Below are 23,866 nucleotides of genomic sequence, written 5' to 3'. Positions count from 1 at the left end.
AAGATGGTTTGCGCTGTCGCTCTTTCAAGATGTTCGCCTGCGGGTACTTGTCGGGGCGCCACTGTTGCACGTGCCCATCTGAGAAGGCGGTGTTGATGGGCCCCTTCTGCAATTGAGCGTTCTCCCAGTGTGCTCTGTTGGCCCCTAGTATCTCTCGTATTGTCGCTCATTGTAAGCAGTGAGTCGTCGTTATATGCTGCGCAACCTTCAAGGTTCTCGTAGACTGAACACGACATCGTTCTTAATACAAGGAGAAACAATGAACCTCGACGATCTCAAGGGCAAGGCCGAAGAACTCAAGGACCAGGCCACCGACGCTGCCAAAGGTATGATGACCGAAGAAAACACCGACGGCATCCTGGATAAGGTTGCAGATGCAGCCAAGACAGCTACCGGCGGTAAGTTTGACGACAAGATTGACGCAGCTCGCGACGTTGTTGACGACAAGATCGGTGAATGATTCAACGTTAAAAGGTGGGCTAGAGGAAACTCTAGCCCACCTTTTGTCTACGACCGTCCCTTGAATGTTGGCTCACTCAATGCGTACGTTCGTTGGTTTTGGCTACCGCGTCGACCATTCTGTCATTAGTTCGTAGGCGCATTGAATCACTGAGGGATCCAGAAGGTTCTTGCAGTGTCTGAACGTACCTCACGTGACGTTGATTGAAGATTGAAATAAGTATATAGTAGTTGAGAGTTCAAATAGTCTTAGGGAGTTTATCATGACCCGTCTTGGCGTTATTCTTGGCACCGTCCGTCCGAACCGCCTTGGCGCATCTGTTGCTCAGTGGGTTGTCGACAAAGCGAATACTGTTGAAGGTGTCAACGCTGATGTTATTGACATTGCTTCCTTCAATATGTCCCTTTTCGCTGAGCCGATGCCGCCTGCAATGGCTACCCCGCAGGATCCTGGTGGCGCAAAGTTCAGCGAAACGGTTTCGTCTTACGATGCACTGATCTTTGTTTCTCCGGAGTACAACCACTCAATTCCTGGCGCTCTGAAGAACGCTATCGACTTCCTTGAGCCCAAGGCTCTCGCGAATAAGGGTGTCGGCTTCGTCGGCTACTCCTTCAGCGGTGGTGTCCGTCAGGTTGAACACCTGCGTCAGATTCTGGCGAACTTCGAAGCTACGATGGTCACTCAGCAGGTTTCGCTTTCGCTCATTACCGACTTTGAAAACATGTCGGAATTCAAGCCGGGCGCGCATCATGACAACGAGGTTCAGGACATGGTTGCGGCAATGGTTGCGCGCACGGACGCTCTCGCACCTCTTCGCTGACCAATAGCTCTTAGCTTTGTGGGGGATGGGTCGAATGGTCCACCCCCCACATGGTTTTCTAGAGCAAGGTGCTATAGGAGTACCTCAATAAACTTGGGATGTTGCAAGTTAAGGTGTTCTCATGTACAGTTTCGGGTGCCCGAAACTGTACATGAAAATGGAGTCTTAATCAATGCATCGCTCAAATACCCGTATTTTCCAAGGAGCGGCACTTACCAGTGTGCTCGGTCTGGCTCTTGCCGGTTGCGCCAACCACGACGCATCCAACGCCAGCGCGAATAGCGGAACGGAGCATGGAAAAGTCGGCATCGTTGCCACCACAACCCAAATCTGTGACTATGTCACGCAGATCGCTGCCGGCGCGCCAGCGACGGCAGGCCTCGTCCTCGAGAAAACAGGCGCAGACGGACAAAAGACCACAATTGGTAGTGAAGATGCCACGAACCAAACGCGACTCGAACTCACCTGCCTTCTTGCCCCCAACGCATCAGCTCACGAACATGAGCTCACTCCCTCGCAAGCGACAGCACTTGCCAAAGCAGACGTGCTCCTTGTATCCGGAGTTGACCTCGAGCATTTCCTCGATCGTGCAATTGAAGCATCCGGCTTCAAAGGAACGATGGGCGTCACCAGTGGCATTCTGACCAGCAAAGAAGTAACCGACCCGCAAGCCATCACCGAAGACGATTCGTTGCCCTACACGATCGAACGAGGCACCCAAAAGGTCGAGGTGCGCAAGTGGCCCTTCCCGCCAGCAGAAGGCGAAACGGAACCTGAATTTGTCTACGATCCCCACGTGTGGACAAGCCCAAAGAATGCAGCTGTTCAAGTTGCCAACATTGGTGAATTCCTCAAAGAAGTAGCCCCCGACTCCGCCGCAGGAATTGAAGAAAGTGTCAGCGTTTACGCCGACAAACTGCGCGACCTTGACCAGTGGGTCCAAGACTCGATCAATAGCGTTCCGGCAGACTCGCGCATTCTCTTCTCGTCACATGATGCGTTCGGCTACTTCTCCAAGGACTACGGGATCGACTTCATCGGCTCGGCCCTATCTGACTTCAATGAACAGCAGGACGCGACCGCTGAACACATTCAGGAAGCCGCCCAGACCGTCATCGACTCTGGAGCAAAAGCGCTCTTCGCCGAAAACTCGAACAATTCAAAGTCAATCGAGAAGATCGCTGAACTAGCCGGTGTGAAAGCCATCATTGGCGACGACGCCCTATACGGCGATTCCTTGGGACCGGCAGGATCCGCGGGAGAAACCTACACCGGCTCAATCATCCACAACGTCACGACCATCGTCACTGCTTGGGATGGCACTCCGGCCGAGCTTCCAGACAACTTGAAGTAGGCAATACCCGTGACCACGAACGGCATCACCTTTCACGACGCTGGAGTTGGCTACGGGACGCGCGTCGTCCTCACCGGGGTTCAAGGGCGCATGAACCCCGGTGAGGCGCTCGCCCTAGTCGGCCCAAACGGATCTGGAAAAACGACGCTACTCAAAGCCCTAGCCCGAAGCGTCCCTATCCTCGAAGGACACATTGACGGCATTCCCGACACCATCGGATACGTCCCTCAATCGGCTGACCTCGACCTGACATTCCCCATCACTGTTGAACAAGTCGTCATGATGGGTCTCTACAAACAGATCGGACTTGCCCGTTTCCCCAGGAAAGCCCACCGAGAAAAAGTCGCCAGCACTCTGACAAATGTTGGTCTTCTCAGCCGAGCCAAGGACCGTTTCGGTGAACTATCAGGCGGGCAACGCCAGCGTGTACTCGTAGCGCGCGCACTTATCGCCCAACCGAAACTGATTCTGCTGGACGAACCCTTCAACGGTTTGGACCAGCCCAATCGTGATGCCCTACTCGGAATCATTCGACGCGCAAAAAATGATGGAACAAGCGTCGTCGTTTCAACACACGATCTCTCATTAGCCTATGACGTCTGCGATCAAGCAATCCTTGTCGCTGGGCGCCAGATCGCCTTCGGTCCCGTCCGCGAAGTCCTCACCCCAAAGCTAATGAAACAGGCATACGGATCCGAAAGCCTTGAAACTGAGGCGTGTGAACTTGCGACCTGTTCCGACTCCCACAATCAAAGTGGAGAAGTCGCATGAACACGCTGTCCGATGGCGTTGCAACGCTCGTTGAACACCTGCGAGCGCTCTCCGAATCAATCGTGGGGCTCAGGGGTCTTGCGGCCTATCCCTTCCTATTCCGGCCCTTTATATTTCTTGTCCTTCTATCAGTTGTGGCCGGCCTCGTCGGTACGCTAGTGAACCTACGAAAAGCCGAATTTAACGCCGAAGTCATGGTGCACTCGGTGTTCCCCGGAATCGTCGTCGGGTTCATCGTTGGCGGGAGCGACGCCATCATTATTGGTGCCGGTTGTGCTGGCATCGCAGTTGTCATTGCACTAGTGGCAAGCCAGTCTTCCAAGCGAGAAAGCGACAACGAATCAGCGCATGAAGGTGCAACAGCGGTCATTCTGACTGCCTTCTTCGCACTCGGCATGACGATTTCCCTCAAAGTCGGTGATATGTCAGGGCAACTGGAAGCCCTCATGTTCGGGCGCTTGTTGGAAACGACCGACTCTGGGCTTGCTCAGTCGCTGGTCGTCTTTATCCTGACAGGAATCGTGCTTGCGCTAACGTGGAAGGAACACCTCTACGTTGCGTTTGACCGGCAGGGAGCGCTGGCATCACGCATCAACCTCAGAGGCATCGATTACGCGCTGAACGCGTGTATTGCCGCGGTCGTTGTCGCAGCATCGTCGGCAATCGGCGTGCTTCTTGTCATCGCGTTCTTGATCGTTCCAGGGGCGACAGGGCGTCTGCTTGGGCGAACAGTACGACAAGCGAGCATTATTGGAGTGAGCGTGAGCCTTCTTGCCAGCTGGCTAGGCATGCAACTTCTCCTGACCCCCAGCCCGCGCCCCATCTCTCCGCAAGCGGGTGTCGTCCTTGTCCTTGTTGCACTGTTCTTCATCGCTGTCGGTATCGCTGCGATCGGGAAACGAAGGGGAAAGGTGCGCTGTTGATTTCTCATCTGGATGTTCTTCTCCTTCCTGTCATGGAGCTCGTTGCCGTGTGTTTACTCGCCGGGCTGGTCGGCGCTTTCGCCTTCCTCGACCGGAAAATCTTCTTTGCCGAGTCAGTCACGCACGGAACATTCCCAGGAGGCATTCTGGGCGTAGTCATCGCCGCCACGCTTGGGGCGAGTCATGAGCAGATGTCGCTTGCCCTGTTTGTTGGCGCCTTCCTTTTCTGTCTTCCCCTAGGTGGGCTGATGCGGTTCATCGGTGGAATTCCGGGGATTTCATCACAGGCAAGCGCCGGCATTGTGCTGACCTTTGGGTTCGCGATGGGCTACTTCCTGTACCGCTGGTTTTCGCCGTTGCCGATTCAAATCCAGTCGTTTCTGACCGGCTCGATTCTGACGGTTAACTCCTGGGATGTTGCGTCGGCCGGCGCGGGTCTAGTGGTGGTGCTCATCATCGTTGCCGTGTGGGGGAAAGAGCTGGTCTTTAAGAGCTACGACCCCATTGATTCATTGACGCGCGGGATGAACACGCGTCTTCTTGAGAGCCTGAGTATCGCAATGGTCATCGGTGCAATCGTCCTGTTGATTCCCGCCGTCGGCACCGTATTGTCGATTGCGCTTTTCGCTGCTCCCGCGGCGGGACTTGCCCCGCTGGTGAAGTCATGGCCACACTTCATGGTTGCTGCTCCGCTCGCGGGGCTGGGAATCGGAGTGGTCGGTTTCGCGTGCGGTGTGGTGTTCAACCTTTCGGTTGGTGGCATGATCGCGATTTTCGCCGGTATTTTCTTTGCCACGACTCGTCTGATCGTGTGGGCTCGTTGCGCGCAAGGGTGACGAGGCCGGGCGGTCGGTTGCGGTTCGCCCGAACGCGAGCCATGTGGGTTTCGTGAATTCAACGACGAGGCCAATCGTGGCTTGTACTGCCTCCCAGCTCGATGAGACGATGAGACCGTGCCAGAACAACGTGAACCTGTACAACGCCCTGCGTCCATCCTGCTTGCAGCAACCCCGATCGGTGATGTGGACGACGCTTCACCACGGTTTATCAGGGCCCTGCAAGAAGCTGAGGTTGTCGCAGCGGAAGACACCCGGCGCATGCTGGCCCTGGCTAGCCGTTTGAACGTTCGAGTAAACGGTAAAGTTCTCAGTTTGCACGATCACAATGAAGGCGACCGGGCAGAGGGCCTCGTCGACTGTGCCGAAAGCGGAGCGCGGGTCCTGCTGGTCTCTGACGCCGGAATGCCAACCGTTTCAGACCCCGGGTTCCGCGTGGTGCGAGCAGCGGTCGAACGTGGTGTTCACGTCTCTGCATTGCCTGGTCCGTCGGCCCCTGTTACTGCGCTTGCTGTTTCAGGCCTGCCTTCTGACCGCTTCAGCTTCGAGGGCTTCCTACCCCGTAAAGACGGTGAAGCAAGCGCCTACCTCGAAGCGCTTGCGGACGACCCGCACACTCTCATTTTCTTTGAATCAGCCAAACGCGTTCATGGCACCCTGCAACGTATGGCCAGTGCTTTCGGCGGGGAGCGTCAAGCAGTCGTGTGTCGAGAACTGACAAAGAAATATGAAGAAGTTTTACGAGGCTCCCTATCGGACCTGATTACCCAGACGGAGGGGGAAGTACTCGGCGAAATCACGATTGTTATCGCCGGTTTCAAAGGCAAGAAGAGCGCTGAAGACCATGTGAAAACAGTGCTTGCGTTAGCTTCGGAAGGAATGCGACTCAAAGACGCGGCAGCCGAAGTTGCTTCAGCAACAGGCTTGCGGAAGAACGAACTTTATAAAGCTGCTCTCGCTTACAAAGAACAGTGATATGTGAGCAGATGACCTGAAATGGGGGGCGGTGCTACGTGTCAGTAGCACCGCCCCGGCGTCTTGGTAGGGAACCAGAATCCTCTTAGCTAATCTCGGTTGAAGGAACCTCCAGGATCCCAGCGTCTGCCAACTTCTTCGACGCAACAGCCCCAGTTTCCGGTGATACCGGCTCCGTCAGGTCGGAGAGCACTCGCACGGTAAAACCGGCCTTCTTCGCATCCAACGCGGTGTCGCACACGCAATGAGACTGCGCCAAACCGATGACATCAACCTCATTCACTCCGGCACCATCCAGTAAATCGCCGAGCAAAGTCCCGGCCTCGTCCATCCCTTCGAACCCAGAGTAGGCAGCCGCAAACTGGCCCTTCTTCACGTGGGCATCAACGTCGAGGTCCCAAATGGCAGGATGCAACTCCGCTTCGGCACTACCGGCCACGCCATGCGGTGGCCACGTGTCCACATAATCCGGGGTCGCAGAGAAATGAGCTCCCGGATCAATATGCCAATCCTGCGTCGTCGCAATAAAGCCGTACTCTTGGCGATGATCATCCACATACGTGCGGATACGCTCTGCACACGCATTTCCTCCTTCAACGGGTAAAGCCCCGCCTTCACAGAAAGTGGGCTGGACATCGACGATGATGAGTGCGCGTTTCATCTGAGCTCCTCTTATGTATGTTGCCCTCAACTCTACTGCGCTTGTTCACCGTTTTGACCGCGCTTGTTCACCGTTTTGACCGCGCTTGTTCAAGCTTTTGGGCAAACGCTCGTGGAAACAAGAAGCCTGCAGTGCCGTGATTAAGCCCTTTGAGCGCGCTTGTTGAAGAAATGCATCAGTGAATTCGGGTCATACGTGCCCACTGAAACGGTGAACAAGCGCGGTGTGTGGGGAGGTGGGTGTGGTGAACAAGCGCGGTGGGGGAACGGGGAGATGCGAGTTCGGAATATACCCGACGGGGCACTATCCTTAGAACCATGAGCCGTATTTTGTCTGCAGTAGCTTGGCCTTACGCCAACGGTCCCCGTCACATTGGACACGTTGCCGGATTCGGCGTGCCCTCCGATGTCTTCTCGCGATACATGCGAATGGCAGGACACGACGTATTGATGGTGTCCGGAACCGACGAACACGGTACTCCGATCCTCGTCGCAGCAGACGGCGAAGGCGTGACCGCTCGCGAACTTGCAGACCGCAACAACCGACTGATCGTCGAAGACCTCGTCGCGCTCGGCCTGTCCTACGACCTCTTCACTCGCACGACCGCCGGCAACCACTACGCAGTCGTCCAAGAAATGTTCCGCACTGTCCGCGACAACGGATACATGATCGAACAGGTCACTCGCGCAGCAATTTCACCCTCAACTGGACGCACGTTGCCCGACCGCTACATCGAAGGCACCTGCCCGATCTGTGGTACTGAAGGCGCTCGTGGCGACCAATGTGACGCCTGCGGTAACCAGCTGGATCCCACCGACCTGATTGATCCGCACTCGCGCATCAACGGCGAGACCCCCAAGTTCGTTGAGTCCACCCACTACTTCCTCGACCTACCTGCACTCGCCGAAGCCCTGTCCGCATGGCTCGACGATCGTGAACAGTCCGGCACCTGGCGTCCGAACGTTATCAAGTTCTCCAAGAACTTCCTCGAAGACATCCGCCCGCGTGCCATGACGCGCGACATCGACTGGGGCATCCCAGTTCCCGGGTGGGAAGACCAGCCGACCAAGCGTCTCTACGTCTGGTTCGATGCCGTCATCGGCTACCTCTCAGCATCAATCGAGTGGGCACGTCGCACCGGCGACCCCGAAGCGTGGCGCCAGTGGTGGAATGATCCCGAGGCCCTGTCCTACTACTTCATGGGCAAGGACAACATCGTCTTCCACTCCCAGATTTGGCCTGCCGAAATGCTCGGCTACAACGGTCAGGGTACCAAGGGTGGAAAGCCTGGAACGCTCGGCGTCCTCAACATGCCGACCGAAGTTGTGTCCAGCGAATTCCTCACCATGGAAGGCAAGAAATTCTCTTCCTCCCACGGCATCGTCATCTACGTCCGTGATTTCCTGGCTCGCTACCAGGCAGATGCCCTGCGTTACTTCATCAGCGCAGCAGGCCCGGAAACCTCCGACTCCGACTTCACATGGGCAGAATTCGTCCGCCGCACCAACGGCGAACTCGTCGCCGGCTGGGGCAACCTGGTCAACCGAACGGCATCGATGATCGCCAAGAAGTTCGGCGAAATTCCTGCTCCCGGCGAGCTTGAAGATATCGACCGTGCGCTATTGGACGAAATCAACAAAGGCTTCGAAACTATCGGTGACCTGATCCGTCACCACCGTCAGAAGGCCGCACTCTCTGAAGCGATGCGACTGGTCAGCGAAGCCAACAAGTACGTCACCGACACCGAGCCCTTCAAGCTCAAGGCACCCGAACAGCGTGAACGACTTGCAACGGTTCTGCATACCCTCGCCCAGGCTGTCACTGATCTCAACCTGATGCTCTCGCCGTTCCTCCCTCACGCAGCGAACGACATTGACCGCGTCATGGGCGGTGCGGGCAACATCGCTCCGATGCCACGCATCGAAGAGGTCGAAGAACTCGACCCGCAGGTTCTGCCCGAAGCATTCGACGGCCGCAACGGATACCCGATTATTACGGGTGACTACACCTCAGCTCCAACGTGGGAACGCCACCTCATCACGGTGGGTACCCCGATCGCGAAGCCGACGCCTGTCTTCACCAAGCTCGACGAAGCCATCGTCGAAGAAGAACTCGCACGCTACGCGGATTCAACTCCCGATGATGTGACCGGAGCCTGAGCCTTTGTAAGCTCAACTCATTCAACACCGCGAAAGGTGGGAAGCTCATCCGCTTCCCACCTTTCGTCTATCTACGGCAAGGCGCGCCTTCTTCACTTACTCCTGGCTCATGCCCGCCCGCGCCGTGAACAAGCGCGGTTGTGTGCAGGGTGGATGGTGAACAAGCGCGGTGATTTTGGGGAGCGCGGCCTCGGCAATAGGAAAAGGCGTAAGGATATTTTTTAGTTTCTTAGAAACTACTTTATCTAGGACCTTTTGGAGTAAGGGTTAATCGAACCGTCGAAAAACTATCGAATTTAATACTTTCGATTATCAAGTGAAAGAAATCGCTTCTATTTCGGCATTACGATTTTCTAATGGGAAACCTCAACGAAGAGGAAAAGACAACGATGTCTGTCCCATCAACACACTCGAAAGGAGAACCGCCGTATGTTACGACGACGGATCGTGAGTAGCCTGGCCGCCGCCGCGTTGCTCGTCGGGGGTGGCGCACTATCGCCAGCATTTGCCTCGGTGCAAACATCGCAGGAAAACGTTGGAGATATCCTTGGCGCGCCCGCAGCCGTGGAAAAGTCCACGAATGAACGCATCGCTGCATGGCAGAAACTGCAATTCGGTCTCTTCATGCACTGGGGTGTCTACTCAATGTTCGGAGGAAGCTACAACGGACAAGTTCAGTCCATCGGCTACCCAGAACAAATCAAGGCTTGGATGAACATTCCTCGCGAGGAATACCTCAAAGAAGCCAAGAAGATGACTGCAGACAAATGGGATGCTGCGAAGATCTGCCAGACCGCAAAGAACGCCGGCATGAAGTACGTCATGGTGACTTCGAAGCACCATGACGGTTTTGCCATGTGGGACACCAAGACGACCGACTACAACGTCGTCAAGCAGACAGCATTCGGGAAAGACCCGATGAAACAGCTCGCTGACGAATGCGGCAAGATCGACATGAAGCTCGCCTTCTACTTCTCCATCATCGACTGGGAGAAGCATGATCCCGAACCCTACTCCAACCTCAACCCCATCACTGAAGAACACCTTCAGTACAACCTCGACCAGATCACCGAGCTACTCACCAACTACGGTCCGATCGCCGAGTTCTGGTTCGACATGGGTGGTCCGACCGCGGAACAATCTCAGAAGATGGCCGACAAGGTCCATGAACTGCAGCCGAACACAACGGTCGTGAACTCTCGCGTGTGGAACAACAAAGGTGACTTCAACGTTGGCGGCGACAACGCGGTCCACTCATCCTTCAGCATCGGTCCGTGGGAATCCATCCGATCCATCTTCCCCAGATGCTGGTCCTACTGTTCAGACTCGCGAGCAAATCGCTCAGCGGGCACAGCTAACAGAGTAATTAGCGAGGCCATCTCGAACCTCGTCGGTGTCGTAGCCAACGACGGAAACTTCGCTTTCAACGTCGGTCCGATGGGTGACGGTTCCTTCCCCGAATACGACGAATATGTTCTGAAGGAACTAGGAACATGGCACACTGATCACCCGCACGCCATCGACGGAGCAAGTGCAACATGGATCCCCGCACCGTCTAACGCTCTCCTGACAGTGAATGGTTCAGACCTGTACATCTTCCCGAACCAGTGGAAGTCCGGAGAATCAATCACCGTTCCTGGACTGGCAAACAAGGTCACCTCAGTCACGGTTGATGGCAAGGGAACCCCCGTTCAATTTGCTCGCAACGGCCTTGACCTGACAGTGACGATGTCCGGAGAATCCCCTGACAAGTACCGTCCGGTCATCAAGGTTGCCCTTGACGGTGAAGCACGCTACGTCCCCACTCAGACCGTGAACCTCGACCACGGAAGTGGCACCATCCCGACGCGCGATATTGTCAAGCGCACCGTTGGCACCTCGTACAACGCGGCCATCCTGGACGCCTACATCGTTGATCGCTCTGGCGAAAAGTACGGCGATGTCGAATTCGATCTCACCCAATCGTCGGGTTTCCAAGACGACGTTGAATACAATGTGACCTTCAACGGCGTCACCCAGCTGTTCAAAGGAATTGACCTGAAGACCCGTCCCATCTCCGGGTACACGATGAACCCGAATGAGGTCTCTCGCCTTCGCATCCAGCTGGCGAACCCGAGCTATTACACCGATGCTCTCAACGTCAAGGTTGAATCGATCAAGGTGGCAGCATACAAGGATCACGCTGCCTCGGTTGCTCCGACCTTCACGTCTCAACCGAGCGACGCACAGGTCGTCGAAGGCGAATCCGTCACTTTCGCTGCCGGCGCTTCGGGTCGCCCAGCTCCGACCTACCAGTGGTACCGCATTGGTGACGACGGCGAGGACATACTGATTGAGGGTGCAACGAATTCCTCGTACACCTTCGTCACAACAAAGGATGACAATGAAGCAGATTTCTTTGTCGTTGCCACCAACGAAGCTGGAACAGCCACGTCGGAAATCGCAACCCTGACGGTTGTCGATCCCTCGTTGAACCTGGCCCTCAAGAAGCCTGCACGCCAGTCTTCTGACAGCGCCTGGAACGGCCCAGCATCCCGAGCCGTCGACGGCAACACGGATGGAAAGTGGGACAACGGTTCGGTTAGCGCAACGGCTACGCAGAATGATCCCTGGTGGGAGGTTGACCTTGAGAAAACAGTTCCGGTCGGACAGGTTAACATCTACAACCGTTCTGCTGACGATCAGTGCAACGGAAACCAGTCGTGTGCGGAGCGCCTGAAGGGCTTCTACGTTATTGCTTCGAAGGACAAGCTTGACGACAAGCTATCCAGCGAAGAAATTGAGAAGAAGGGTGAAGCAGGAGAACTCAAGTACTTCAAGGTCGAAGAGAAGGCTGATTTCCCGACCAGTCTGAATTTCGATGGCTACCAGGCTCGCTACATTCGTGTGATGTTGCCAGGAAACTGGAAGGAACTCAACCTTGCTGAGGTTGAGGTCTACGGGCAGAACACTGCTCCCACCGCGGTTATTAGCGCAGTTGCTGACCCTGAAGAAGGCTTCAGCGTTTCGGGCGACCAGCTGAACGCTGTTCCCGGATCAATCCTGACCTTTACTGCTAAAACAAGCGGCTTCCCCGCCCCTAAGCTTCAGTGGCAGACTTCGGCTGATGGTCAGACATGGAACGATGTGGAAGGCCAGACGCAGCAGGGCTACTCGTTTGAGATCGACGCGAAGCACCACGGTTTGAAGGTGCGAGTTGCTGCGACGAATAGCGTCGAGACAGCGTACTCTGAGCCACTCACGATCAATATCGTCGAAAAGCCGGCCCTCACCCCGCTGTCCGCTAGCTTGAACGACTCGGTTCTTGAACCGGCTGACGATGGTGCGTGGCAGAAAGTCACAGTGAACGAGGGCGAAACCGTCGTCCTGTCCACGACGGCTTCAGGTATGCCCGTTCCGACGATTGCATGGCAGTCACGTGAGGTCAGCGGTGCTGAAGATTCGTGGACTCCAATCGAAGGAGCAACAACTGACAAGTTGAGCCTGAAGGCATCGAAGGACGTCCAGTCGCATCTCTATCGTGCGGTTGCAACCAACTCGCAAGGTGAAGCAGTAACGGCTCCGCTTCGTGTTGTTCTGCACCAGCAGACTCCGACTCCGAACCCTGGTGGTGATGAGCCTGGTCAGGCGGATGTTCCGACTCTTGAGTTGGGTGCTGCTCAGGTGAAGGTTGGAGATACTCTGTCGATTCGTGTGAAGGGTCTGAAGAAGGGCGAGCGTATTAAGCTCACCGTTCACTCGGAGCCAGTTGTAATCCCTGAAAGCGATATCAAGTATGACGACGAGCAGGGGACTGCTCAGGCTGATTGGAAGGTTCCGGCTGGCTTTGAAGTTGGCGAGCACACTGTGAAGGTGGTGAGCAAGTCGGGTGAGAGCATCATTAAGTTCGAGGTTCTTCCCGCGGATGCTGTGCCTGTTCCGGATCAGTCGAATGCCGATAAGCCTGTTGGTGATTCTCAGCCTGTGAAGAAAGCCTCGGTGAAGAAGCTTTCTTCAACGGGTGCTGATGCGGTTTTGCTTGCAGAGCTTTCGGCTCTCTTCCTCGCTACTGGTGTGGCTGGGTTTGCTGCGCGCAGGCGTGTGCGTGACTGATCGTTGAGTGTCGGCCTGGCATAGATGAAGGTGCCTCGGGGTTGTTCCCGAGGCACCTTCTTTATGTTGTGTACGCCCGATGGTGAACAAGCGCGGCTCATACCCGCCCGCGCCGTGAACAAGCGCGGTTGTGTGCAGGGCGGATGGTGAACAAGCGCGGTCAAAGATGCACTGTGCTCGACTGAAAAAGCGGGCTAACGATCTTTCGGCTTGCCGACGAAGAACGCGGAAATGATCAGCACTAGGCCGAGCGCTGCAATCAGGCCGATGAAAACAAACGGCAACTGTACGACGTTCAAGAACGGCAGAACAATCAGGAACACTCCGATGGTAATAACGATCAGCGCCCAGATGAGCTGCCCTACCCGAGGTTTCGTCGAAACTTCCACGACGGGTTCTGAAGCATGTGCTGCGGCGTCTGCTGCGGTCCAAACCTTAGTCGGCTGCTCCTCGGAGGTGGGCATGGCGGTTGTCTCGTCGGCTACGTTGAACTCGGTCGTTGCTTCATCAGGCATATGAGAGGTGGTCATGCTGCGCTCCTTAGCGTTGAGTCAGCCGAGAGAACCCACGATACGGGGGAAACGTCGGCTCCTGAAGTAGTGGAAGAAGTGGATGCGCCAGACGTGCTAGCCCCGGACTGTGAGGAGGAAGAACCTGATTGTCCCTGATCAAACGCTCCCGACTGGCCAGTCGAACCAGACTGGCCCTCGTCGGATTCGGGCGTTGAAGAAGGAGCTGGAGTATTGCCGTACCAGTCTTCCTCGTAGTTGAAGCTCCACATCCATGAAGTGATGCGAACCGTGATCCCGTCACTGTTGTTGAAGGTCGGGGATTGAACCGATACCGGATTTTCTGCGTCAACTGAATCGTTGCATCCACGCAGGGCGTTCACCCACGTCCTGTTCTTTGAAGGGTGAGTGTTATCGAAAGAATACTCGACCTCTTGAATTCCCATTTCGCAGATGATGCGGACCGGCTGATCGGTGCGCGCAGAAATCTCTAGGTCACTCACGCTAGGGTCAACGACGATTTCTTTGGAAGTTCCCGCGGGAGCCTGCGAGATGTCAAGCAACGCTCTCCCCCGAGAAGAATAGACCGTCGATTCGGTCCAATCGCTGACTAGCGTTTCGGTTGAATAATCAAAGGAAGCAGAATTTGCGGTGTATTCGGAGTTCATTGATATGCCGAACAAGACAGTTGGCAAGGACAAGAACGTGCCGATTACTGACAGTGCGACCAGCCAGTCTGCCTTCCGCCCACCCATCGCAGCGATCGCGAGGGCAAGCCCTGCGATGAGCATGCAGATGCCACCGCCGATCAGACCGATCTTCGTCCCGAAAACCAGCATCTCGGCGGAGCCATTGTCCATGTAGTAGTACATGAGTTCAAACGTCGTCGCCATTGTCAAAAGAACAAGACCGGTGACGATTAAGTTTGTCCGCCGTCCGACGCTACGGACAAACGGAGCCAGCGGTGGAATCCAGTTGTTCACTCCATTGTTCATTGGCGTGTTGGGAACCTGATAGGGTGCCGAATTCATAGGAGCATTCGGATATGCCGGCTGGTATGGTGTCCTGGCGTTGTTGTGATACGCGCCGTTTGGAGCCTGCGAAAAACCTCCGGTGTATGGGGTTGCTGGCTGCATGGGATTTGGGGACGAGGCCGCCCAAGCAGGACTCGGCATCGTGCCCAGATGGGGGGCGGAGTATTCAGCACCGGTCCCCGAAACGTTCATTGCGTCTGAATTGGGCTGACCGGCCTCGTTCATGGAGGGTGAAGCGAAAGCTGAAGAGGAGCGCCCAGGCTGACTATTCGGATCCATGTTCATTGGCGGATTTCCTTGAAACGTCGTGGGTGCTGACTGTCGGTCGTGGCGGACCAAAACAACGGCGATGACGCTGATGATGACCGCCACTAAGACAAACACTATGCCGAGTGAACCGAGCGGTGATTCTTCTATCACGACTGAGAACGGGAAAAATGAGGTGCTTCCCATCAGGATGAACAGGATTGCCCCCGCCTGTCCTGATTCGAACCGACCATTCACGAGTTCTTCAGCGTGGATTCGTCCGGTCATCTGATCGGGAAGGAGACCCCACCCAAGACCGTAGGCTGCCAACATCGGCGGGAAGATCAGGATCGCCACAATGCTGAGCCCGCGGACAAGCGCTAAGTCCCAACCGGTTCGAGCGGAGATCGCTGCGCACACGCCACCAATTGTCCTCACTGATGGGCGGTACCATCCGGAACGTCGGATGGAGGCGAAGAATCCGCCACCTGTGTTGTATCCACTCTGGCCCGGTGGGAACGGGCCATTATTCGGAGTGAAACCAGGCCCACCTGGGTATTGAGCGTTGCCGTTGAAAGCAGCATTCGACGCATTTGCGTCGTTCGGGTTGAAGCCACTGCCGGAAGGGGTGTCCCCGGTCGTGTCCTGACCGTACGGGTGCGAAGAGTTCATGTCCATACTCAACAGTGTGGTCGCTTCGCTGAACCGGCGACAGTGGGGTTATCCCTTAACTGTCCCTGATTTAGCCCCTTAAAGTCGCGGTCGCTGTTCGAAAGATGTGAAGATAGGTCGTGTGAATGAAGGCGAAAACAAAGGGTATATACCCGTTCAGCCCGGCATGGCCAATACTGTCGGCGGCTGGCGTCCTCCCATGCCTTCTGCCTACCGTGCTCCGCTGAAACGTGCGCGCGAAATATCAGCAGATATGCCGAGCGCCCGCATCGCTGGGGTTTGCTCCGGCCTATCTGTTCACCTCGGAGTGTCAGTCACGCTTGTTCGCGTGCTGATGGTCCTTGCTGGGCTCTTCGGTGGAACGGGCGTGATCCTCTACGTCTGGCTGTGGGCAATGGTCCCCGAAGATGATGGGCAACGCATCCGTGTTGGGGGCGCTCCGATCGGAGCCAACCTAGCAACGAAAAAACAGGGCAATCCGCACGATGCAAGTAGGGGACAGCTCCTGCTTGCTGGAGTGCTGATTCTGCTTGCGGCCCTCGTTGCAACACTGTTTGCTTGGACGAATGTCGCCCGTCTGTTCGACGTAGCATCGGCAGGTTTGATCATCGCCGGCTTGGGACTGGTGTGGAGCCAAGGGGCACATATTCAGCAGTGGCGATCATCCAGATTTCTGGCAATCGTCGGCGCGGGAATCGGGCTCCTCTTCACTGGCGTGCTCTTCCTTGCCGGACGCGGAGACCCGACAATCATCTTGCTTCGCGGCGGCCTGATCGGTGCGGTCGTGGTCGCCGGCGTGCTGTTCGCGTTACTTCCGCTTTGGTTACGCACGTCGAAAGACCTTTCAGTAAGCCGTGAACGAGAAGTTCGCGAGGCCGAGCGCGCCGACATCGCAGCACACTTGCATGACTCGGTTCTTCAAACACTCACACTGATTCGTTCGGCCGCTTCCGACCCCGCTCGCGTACGAGCACTAGCGCTTGCAGAAGAACGAGAGCTACGATCCTGGCTCTACACCGGTCGTACGCAGGCAAATGAGTCATTGTCGCAAGCAATCCGAAACACCGTCGAACAGGTGGAAAGCCGTCACGGTATCCCCGTTGATGTTGTTGCGGTCGGAGATACTGTCCCGGGTCCCGGTGAGCTCGCGATGGTCGCCGCAATCGGAGAAGCTGTAGCGAATGCCGTCAGGCACGGCGAACCTCCCGTTTCTGTATATGTTGAAGTTCGACCGCACGTTATCGAAGCGTTCATCAAAGACTCCGGTTCAGGATTTGATCTGGCTTCAATCCCGAGCGATCGGCACGGCGTTCGTGACTCAATCATCGGTCGTATGGAACGCGTAGGAGGAAAAGCCAGAATCAGAATGCTTCAGAGCGGAACAGAAGTGGAACTCAGCCTCCCAAGAGACTAGGCAAGCGCTCAATAACAAGAAACACTTATCCGCAACCACGGCAGTGAAGAAAAGCGAAGAGAATAGACCTATGACAATTCGACTCATCGTGATTGACGACCACGCAATGGTTCGCGCTGGTGTTCGCGCAGAACTTGAAAACTCCGGCGCAGACCTCGAAATCGTCGGCGAAGCAGCGGACGTTGATGGAGCAATCGCGGCATGCCATGAACTTCGCCCCGATGTCGCCCTGCTCGACGTTCACCTGCCCGGAGGTCGCGGTGGCGGTGGAGCAGAGGTTTCCGCTCGATGCCAAGATATTGAGGGTCTACGCTTCCTAGCCCTCTCTGTCTCAGACTCACCCGAAGATGTCGTTCAGGTCATCCGAAGTGGCGCTCGCGGGTATGTCACCAAGTCGATTTCTACCCCCGAACTCCTTGAAGCTATCGGTCGTATTGCTGCCGGAGACGCGGCGTTCAGTCCTCGCCTTGCCGGCTTTGTGCTTGACGCATTCGGCACTGGGCAGGTTGCCATCGGTGACGACGAACTCGATCTTCTCTCCGCTCGCGAACAGGAAGTCATGCGTCTGATTGCTCGCGGTTACACGTACAAGGAAGTAGCCTCCGAGCTCTTCATCTCGGTGAAAACAGTAGAAACACACGTATCGGCTGTGTTGCGCAAACTTCAGCTGTCGAACCGTCACGAACTGACCCGCTGGGCAATGCAACGTCACATCGTGTGAGGTCAGCCTCGTGAATAAAAAACGCGAAGCCGAAAGTCTGCTGTGAACCCGAACGCATTTCGACCCTGAGGCGCGAAAGGCGACCGAAGAGGCGCCCCCTGAGCCGGCTGACGCGGTAATCTCCATTCGTTACGAATATTGCTTTGGCATTCAGAGCTTTCAGTAGGGGAGACCATGCACCGTATCGGATTTGACCGCGACACCTACCTGCGACTCCAGTCTCAGCACATCGCCCAAAGGCGCGCTGACTTCGGCGGAAAGCTCTACTTGGAGTTCGGCGGCAAACTCATCGACGATATGCACGCATCGCGCGTGTTGCCCGGCTTCACCCCGGATAACAAGGTCGTCATGCTGAAGGAACTTGCTGACGACGTCGAAATCATCGTCGCCGTGAATGCCAAGGACTTCCAACGTCATAAAGTGCGCGCGGACCTCGGCACCACCTACGACGACGAGGTCCTGCGCCACATCGACGAATTCCGCGACTACGGACTGTACGTCGGCTCTGTTGTTATTACTCAGTGGACTGACGATAATCGCGAAGCGCAGGCCGTGAAGCAGAAGTTCGAGCGCCTCGGTATTACCGTTTACCGCCACTTCCCGATCCCCGGCTATCCGAACGATGTTGCGCGCATCGTCTCGGACGAAGGCTACGGCGCAAATGAATACATCGAGACCACCCACGACCTGATCGTCGTCACCGCCCCCGGCCCGGGCTCCGGCAAGATGGCAACCTGCCTGTCCCAGCTCTACCACGACCACAAGCGTGGCATCCGCTCCGGCTACGCGAAGTGGGAGACGTTCCCGATCTGGAACCTGCCTCTAGACCACCCGGTTAACATCGCCTACGAGGCGGCAACCGCTGACCTTGACGACATCAACATGATCGACCCCTTCCACCTGGAAGCCCACGGCGAAAAGACCGTTAACTACAACCGCGACGTCGAAATCTTCCCCGTGCTACAGCGCTTGTTCACGCAAATCCTAGGCGAATCCCCATATCAGAGCCCGACCGACATGGGTGTCAATATGGCGGGCAAGTCGATCTGCGACGACGACGCGTGCCGCGAAGCGTCCAAGCAGGAAGTGATCCGTCGCTACTACAAGGCATTGGTGACCGAAAAGAAAGAACTGTCTGAGCCGGTTCAATCGGAACGCATCGCTCTGGCGATGTCAAAGCTGTCAATCACGCCGACCGATCGCCCAGTTGTCCCGCCGACGGTTGCGCTCGCTCAATCAACTGGCGCTCCGGCTGCTGCGATTGAACTGGCTGACGGTCAGATCGTCACGGGTAAGACGTCGGCTCTGCTTGGCTGTTCATCGGCCATGTTGTTGAACGCCCTGAAGATCCTGGCGGGTATCGATTCTGAGGTGAAGCTGCTGTCGCCCGACGCGATCACGCCGATCCAGACTTTGAAGACTCAGCATCTGGGTTCCGCGAACCCGCGTCTGCACACCGACGAGGTCCTGATCGCGCTGGCCGTCTCTGCTTCCACTGATGGCAACGCCCGCCGAGCTCTTGAATGCTTAGGCGAGTTGAAGGGCTGTGACGTTCATACTTCGACGATTCTCGGCTCAGTGGATGAAGGCATCTTCCGTTCGCTTGGCGTTCAGGTGACGAACGAACCCGTCTACGCAACCAAGTCGCTGTATCGCAAGAAGTAGAACTGGTTGGGTTGAGCGGGCGTGAGTGCGCTTGTACCGAGGTGCCGTGCTTGTTCAGCGTTTGCCGTGCTTGTTCACCGTCTTCGTAGAAGCAAACGTGTGTGATCTGCGTTTTTACGGTGCTTGTTCACGCGAAGGGTAGCGTGCTTGTTCACCGTGGGGCTGCGCTTGTTCACTGTTGCGGGCGTGATTGCGCGCTGTCATGGTCGTGCTTGTTCACCCGAAGCCCCGGCTACTTCTCAGGATGAACACCTGTCGGACGTTTTGCAGATTGGTTTCTACATGGTCTGTTTTAGGCTAGGAGAGCGATGACTGATTTCACTTCTCTTCCCGATCTTGGCTCCGCTTCATTCTCAGAATGGGGCGGTGTGCCAGAACCTGGGCCTGAGTCGCCGGTATATGACTTCCCCGGCGGATCCGTTCCAGGTGAAGATGTTGTGCCCGTTTTGGATGAATCTGAGTACTTCTCTCAGGCGAATAGGACCAGCTCGAAATCTGCGTTCGGCTATTCGGGCAATGGAAGTAAAGAACCTTCAGACTGGCAGTCCCGGCCTCGTTTTTCTGAACCGGATGAACTCATTAGAGAACTCAACGATCAGCAACGCGAAGCTGTCGTCCACGACGGCGGACCTCTACTGATTATGGCGGGCGCGGGATCTGGGAAAACGCGCGTGCTTACTCACCGAATTGCCTACCTTCTTGCTACAGGGCGAGCCACACAAGGGCAGATTCTTGCGATCACGTTCACCAACAAAGCCGCCGCAGAAATGCGTGAAAGGGTTGGCGGGCTGGTCGGTCATGGCGCGGAGTATATGTGGGTTTCGACGTTCCATTCGGCCTGCGTGCGAATCCTGCGACGTGAGCACGAGGCCGCCGGTCTGACTTCGTCGTTCACCATTTATGACGCGCAGGATGCTCAGCGACTCATTCAAATGATCCTGAAATCGATGGATGTCGACGTGAAGCGATACTCACCCAAAATGATCGCGGCCAAGATTTCAGATCTAAAAAATGAACTGATTACTCCCGCCAAATACGAGGAAACCTGCGCAAACGACCCAATTTCAAAGATCGTCGCAAACACCTATCGCGAATACTCAAAGAGAATGCGCGAATCGAATGCGCTGGACTTCGATGATCTGATCATGGCAACGGTGCAGTTGCTGAAAGACAAGCCACTGATTGCTCAACAGTATCATCGGCGCTTCCGCCACATTCTGGTGGATGAGTATCAAGACACGAACCATGCGCAGTATGTCCTGGTTCGCCTACTTGTCGGCGATGGCGATGACGGAGTAGAACCCGGTGAGCTCACCGTGGTTGGTGACTCAGACCAGTCGATTTACGCCTTCCGCGGTGCAACAATCCGCAACATTGAGCAGTTTGAGCGCGATTTTCCGGGTGCTCGCACAATTCTTCTGGAGCAGAATTATCGGTCGACACAGAATATTCTCTCTGCCGCGAATGCAGTGATCGCGCGCAACCAAGGGCGTCGACCAAAAAACCTGTGGACAGCTTCAGGCGATGGTGCGCTCATCACTCTTGACGCAGCTGATTCTGAACATGATGAAGCACGTTTTGTCGTGTCTGAAGTTGATCGCCTGGCTGATCAGGGTGCTTCATATGGTGATGTTGCAGTCTTTTACCGTACAAACGCCCAGTCACGTGCCATTGAAGAACTCCTTGTGCGTCAAGGAATTCCCTACCGCGTGGTCGGCGGAACACGATTCTACGAGCGCAAAGAAATCAAAGATGCGCTGGCCTACCTGCAAGCGATCTCCAATCCTGATGACAGCGTTGCCGTCCGCAGAATTATCAACGTTCCGCGTCGTGGGATCGGCGCAAAAGCTGAAGACGCTATCGCAGTCCATGCTTCTCGATACGGTATTTCCTTCGGCCAAGCTGTCCGAGACGTCTGGGAAAGCGAAGGATGCCCGCTGGGTGAAAGTGAAGGTATTGAATGGCAATATCCGACGGTCAGTCAAAGCGATGCGACATCGCTCGTCGATGTTGCCACCTCTTCTGATTCTCCTTCGGGTAAACCTTTCCCATCGAACGCCACAGACTTAGGGAAACAAACAAGCGAGCCTTCCCTTGTTGAGTCTGAAACACCGGGGGCCATCGTAGACAATGCGCTCAGTGCGTGGGCAGACGTAGAGGTACGTACATTCGAGCAAAATCCGCCGGATGCTCAAGATGTAAACTCGGCCTCGTCGATCGGAAATTTGCCCAGCCGGCAGTTGCCCCCCAGTGGTGAACAGCGCGAGGTCCTTGGCCTTTCTCCGCGAGCGCGAAAGTCGATTGCTGCGTTCTGGGGTCTTATCGAATCTACTCGGCAAGCAAGTGAAAAGGGTGTGTCGACTGCCGATATTCTCGAGGAGATCTTGGATAAGACGGGATACCTCGCTACGCTACGAAAGTCGGAGGATCCTCAGGATGCTTCGCGCGTGGAAAACCTTGCAGAATTGCACTCAGTAGCGATTGATTTCGCGCACGTGAACCCGCGCGGTAGTTTGGTCGACTTCCTTGAGCGAGTCGCACTCGTTGCAGATTCGGATCAAATTCCATCTGAAGACCAGCGAAGTGGTCAGGTGACGTTGATGACAGTGCATACAGCGAAGGGGCTGGAATTCCCCATCGTGTTTGTCACCGGCATGGAAGATGGGACCTTCCCGCATCAAAGGTCGCTTGGGGATGAGTCTGAGCTTGCGGAAGAGCGTCGCCTTGCGTACGTGGCAATTACGCGTGCGCGTGAGCGACTGTATCTGACTCGAGCCTCTATTCGCTCAGCTTGGGGTAGTCCGCAAGAGATGTTGCCGTCCCAGTTCCTCGCAGATATTCCGCCGGAGCTATGCGATATTCGCCGATCCTCAACTGCAAGTGAACGACTGCGTTCGCGCGAAAACTCCTGGGGGAGCGGATGGGGATCGGGCTCCTACTCTTCGCACACCGGTCGTGCCTTGGATGATGATGGGCCAGTTTTTGGCTCCGGTAAAGCAGAAACTGCCTCTCGAGTCACAGGTATTCGAACCGGGAAAACCATACGCATGGGTGCGCAACAAACGTCACGCAATACGCACCGACCACTCCTTGACTTGAAGGTTGGCGATAGGGTTAAACACGCGAGTCTGGGGGAGGGAACTGTTGTTGGCCTCGAAGGTCAGGGGAAAACAACGGTTGCTCGGGTCAAATTCAGCGAAGCGGAGAAGCGCCTGCTTCTTCGAGTTGCACCCCTAGAAAAAATCTGAATCGAACATAAATTGGCGTTCTTAGGACGAACGGCCTAAATGGTCGTTAGTCTGTTCAATGACAAGCCATAGATGACAAAGGAGTCCACCCGTGGACCTGTATGAATACCAAGCACGTGACATGTTTCGAAAGCACGGCGTTCCCGTACTGCCCGGGCTTACCGCAACGACTGTCGAAGAGGCGCGCACAGCGGCAACTCGTCTGCTCTCAGATGGCGCCGAGCTTCTCGTCGTCAAAGCGCAGGTGAAAACCGGTGGCCGCGGAAAGGCAGGTGGCGTCAAACTTGCTTACACTGCCGCAGAAGCCGCTGAAAAAGCAGAGGCAATTCTTGGACTCGATATCAAGGGACATATCGTCAAAACCCTGCTGATCGCATCGGGTGCCGACATCGCCGAGGAATACTACTTCTCGATCCTCCTTGATCGATCGAACCGTCGCTACCTTGCAATGTGCTCCCGCGAAGGCGGTATGGACATTGAAACCCTGGCGAAGGAACGCCCCGAAGCCCTAGCTCGCGTGCCTCTGAACCCCGTCATCGGAATCAACGATCAAGTGGCACGGGAGATCTTGACGCAAGCGGGATTCCCCGCTGAACGCCAGGATCCCCTCATTCCGGTCCTCGTCCTGCTCTGGGAAACCTACCGCGACGAGGACGCAACCCTTGTCGAGGTCAATCCTCTTGTCACTGCCACCGACGGTACCGTGTGGGCAGTCGACGGCAAGGTCAGCCTGGACGACAACGCCCGCTTCCGCCATCCGGAACACGAAGAACTCGTCGACCGAGCCACCCAAGATCCCCGCGAGGCGCTGGCGAAGGAAGCCGGACTGAACTACGTGCGCCTCGAAGGTGAAGTTGGCATCATCGGTAACGGTGCTGGTCTGGTCATGTCAACCCTCGACGTCGTTGCGATGGCCGGTGAAGATCTTGGCGTAAAACCGGCAAACTTCCTCGATATCGGTGGCGGTGCTTCGGCTGAAGTGATGGCAAAGGGCCTCGACATCATCCTCGGCGACGAGCAGGTTCGCTCTGTCTTCGTTAACGTTTTCGGTGGCATTACCGCATGTGACAAGGTCGCGGAAGGCATCATCGGAGCTCTCGAAGTTCTTGGCGACTCTGCGACGAAGCCTCTGGTGGTTCGCCTCGATGGAAATAAGGTCGCCGAAGGTCGAGCGATCCTCCAGGCGGCGAACCATCCGTTGATCCACATGGTTGAGACCATGGACGATGCCGCACGACGTGCAGCTGAACTTGCTGCCGAGGCCGTTGCTTCACGGCCGGCTCAGAACTGACCAGACGAAAGACAA

Annotated in this window: 17 protein-coding genes; 14 read left to right on the top strand and 3 right to left on the bottom strand. The window is 55.9% G+C overall.

Features of this window, described 5'->3' with window-relative positions; all coding sequences use genetic code 11:
* The first annotated feature begins 259 nt into the window (after positions 1-259).
* The 7 genes from AC5RE1_RS01520 to rsmI all read left to right on the top strand — a co-directional run bounded on the left by AC5RE1_RS01520 (position 260) and on the right by rsmI (position 6,139).
* Positions 260-460 (top strand): Rv0909 family putative TA system antitoxin, encoded by a 201-nt coding sequence (locus AC5RE1_RS01520; RefSeq protein WP_103633075.1) that lies wholly within the window; start codon positions 260-262, stop codon positions 458-460.
* A gap of 262 nt (positions 461-722) precedes the next feature.
* Positions 723-1,280 carry an NADPH-dependent FMN reductase gene (locus AC5RE1_RS01515; RefSeq protein ID WP_006681553.1) on the top strand — a complete coding sequence of 186 codons (558 nt, stop codon included), beginning with the start codon at positions 723-725 and terminating at the stop codon, positions 1,278-1,280.
* A 172-nt stretch (positions 1,281-1,452) separates the two neighbouring features.
* Positions 1,453-2,634 (top strand): metal ABC transporter substrate-binding protein, encoded by a 1,182-nt coding sequence (locus tag AC5RE1_RS01510; RefSeq protein WP_006681552.1) that lies wholly within the window; start codon positions 1,453-1,455, stop codon positions 2,632-2,634.
* 9 nt (positions 2,635-2,643) lie between these two features.
* The gene (locus AC5RE1_RS01505) at positions 2,644-3,405 is read left to right on the top strand and encodes a metal ABC transporter ATP-binding protein (protein ID WP_006681551.1); all 762 of its coding nucleotides are present in this window, start codon (positions 2,644-2,646) and stop codon (positions 3,403-3,405) included.
* Positions 3,402-4,328, top strand: a complete 927-nt coding sequence (locus AC5RE1_RS01500) for a metal ABC transporter permease (RefSeq protein WP_006681550.1) — start codon at positions 3,402-3,404, stop codon at positions 4,326-4,328. The genes AC5RE1_RS01505 and AC5RE1_RS01500 overlap by 4 nt, the downstream gene beginning before the upstream one ends.
* Entirely contained in the window at positions 4,325-5,164 is an 840-nt protein-coding gene (locus tag AC5RE1_RS01495) for a metal ABC transporter permease (protein WP_040318582.1), read from the top strand. Before AC5RE1_RS01500 ends, AC5RE1_RS01495 begins: the two co-directional genes overlap by 4 nt.
* A gap of 117 nt (positions 5,165-5,281) precedes the next feature.
* On the top strand, positions 5,282-6,139 hold the full coding sequence (gene rsmI / locus AC5RE1_RS01490; RefSeq protein WP_006681548.1) for a 16S rRNA (cytidine(1402)-2'-O)-methyltransferase: 858 nt from the start codon (positions 5,282-5,284) through the stop codon (positions 6,137-6,139).
* A gap of 85 nt (positions 6,140-6,224) precedes the next feature.
* Here the strand turns inward: rsmI and AC5RE1_RS01485 are convergent, their stop codons facing one another.
* Entirely contained in the window at positions 6,225-6,800 is a 576-nt protein-coding gene (locus tag AC5RE1_RS01485; RefSeq protein WP_006681547.1) for an isochorismatase family protein, read from the bottom strand.
* Between the two features lie 317 nt (positions 6,801-7,117).
* On the opposite strand from AC5RE1_RS01485, the gene metG reads away from it, so the two are divergent.
* On the top strand, positions 7,118-8,959 hold the full coding sequence (gene metG, locus AC5RE1_RS01480; RefSeq protein WP_219585441.1) for a methionine--tRNA ligase: 1,842 nt from the start codon (positions 7,118-7,120) through the stop codon (positions 8,957-8,959).
* 447 nt (positions 8,960-9,406) lie between these two features.
* Positions 9,407-13,051, top strand: a complete 3,645-nt coding sequence (locus AC5RE1_RS01475; RefSeq protein WP_493938230.1) for an alpha-L-fucosidase — start codon at positions 9,407-9,409, stop codon at positions 13,049-13,051.
* A 194-nt stretch (positions 13,052-13,245) separates the two neighbouring features.
* Here the strand turns inward: AC5RE1_RS01475 and AC5RE1_RS01470 are convergent, their stop codons facing one another.
* Entirely contained in the window at positions 13,246-13,581 is a 336-nt protein-coding gene (locus AC5RE1_RS01470) for a hypothetical protein (protein ID WP_285068383.1), read from the bottom strand.
* Positions 13,578-15,512, bottom strand: coding sequence for a PspC domain-containing protein (locus tag AC5RE1_RS01465; protein WP_493938229.1), 1,935 nt, complete (start codon positions 15,510-15,512; stop codon positions 13,578-13,580). Before AC5RE1_RS01465 ends, AC5RE1_RS01470 begins: the two co-directional genes overlap by 4 nt.
* 253 nt (positions 15,513-15,765) lie before the next feature.
* Between AC5RE1_RS01465 and AC5RE1_RS01460 the strand changes: the two genes are divergently transcribed.
* From AC5RE1_RS01460 to sucC, 5 genes are all read left to right on the top strand, one after another.
* The gene (locus AC5RE1_RS01460) at positions 15,766-16,926 is read left to right on the top strand and encodes an ATP-binding protein (RefSeq protein WP_493938232.1); all 1,161 of its coding nucleotides are present in this window, start codon (positions 15,766-15,768) and stop codon (positions 16,924-16,926) included.
* Between the two features lie 70 nt (positions 16,927-16,996).
* Positions 16,997-17,647: a LuxR C-terminal-related transcriptional regulator gene (locus AC5RE1_RS01455; RefSeq protein ID WP_006681541.1), complete on the top strand. Its 651-nt coding sequence runs from the start codon at positions 16,997-16,999 to the stop codon at positions 17,645-17,647.
* Between the two features lie 174 nt (positions 17,648-17,821).
* A complete protein-coding gene (locus AC5RE1_RS01450; protein ID WP_493938228.1) occupies positions 17,822-19,312 on the top strand; it encodes a DUF1846 domain-containing protein in 1,491 nt (496 codons plus the stop codon).
* A gap of 308 nt (positions 19,313-19,620) precedes the next feature.
* A complete protein-coding gene (locus AC5RE1_RS01445; RefSeq protein WP_285101167.1) occupies positions 19,621-22,560 on the top strand; it encodes a UvrD-helicase domain-containing protein in 2,940 nt (979 codons plus the stop codon).
* Positions 22,561-22,651: 91 nt separating this feature from the next.
* On the top strand, positions 22,652-23,851 hold the full coding sequence (gene sucC / locus AC5RE1_RS01440) for an ADP-forming succinate--CoA ligase subunit beta (RefSeq protein WP_219585438.1): 1,200 nt from the start codon (positions 22,652-22,654) through the stop codon (positions 23,849-23,851).
* The last annotated feature ends 15 nt before the right edge of the window (positions 23,852-23,866 follow it).

Source organism: Actinotignum sp. usb-actsch-rep-73, assembly GCF_059082735.1.
The sequence above is the reverse complement of the archived record's forward strand: the minus strand, read 5'-3'. Positions and strand labels throughout refer to the sequence as shown.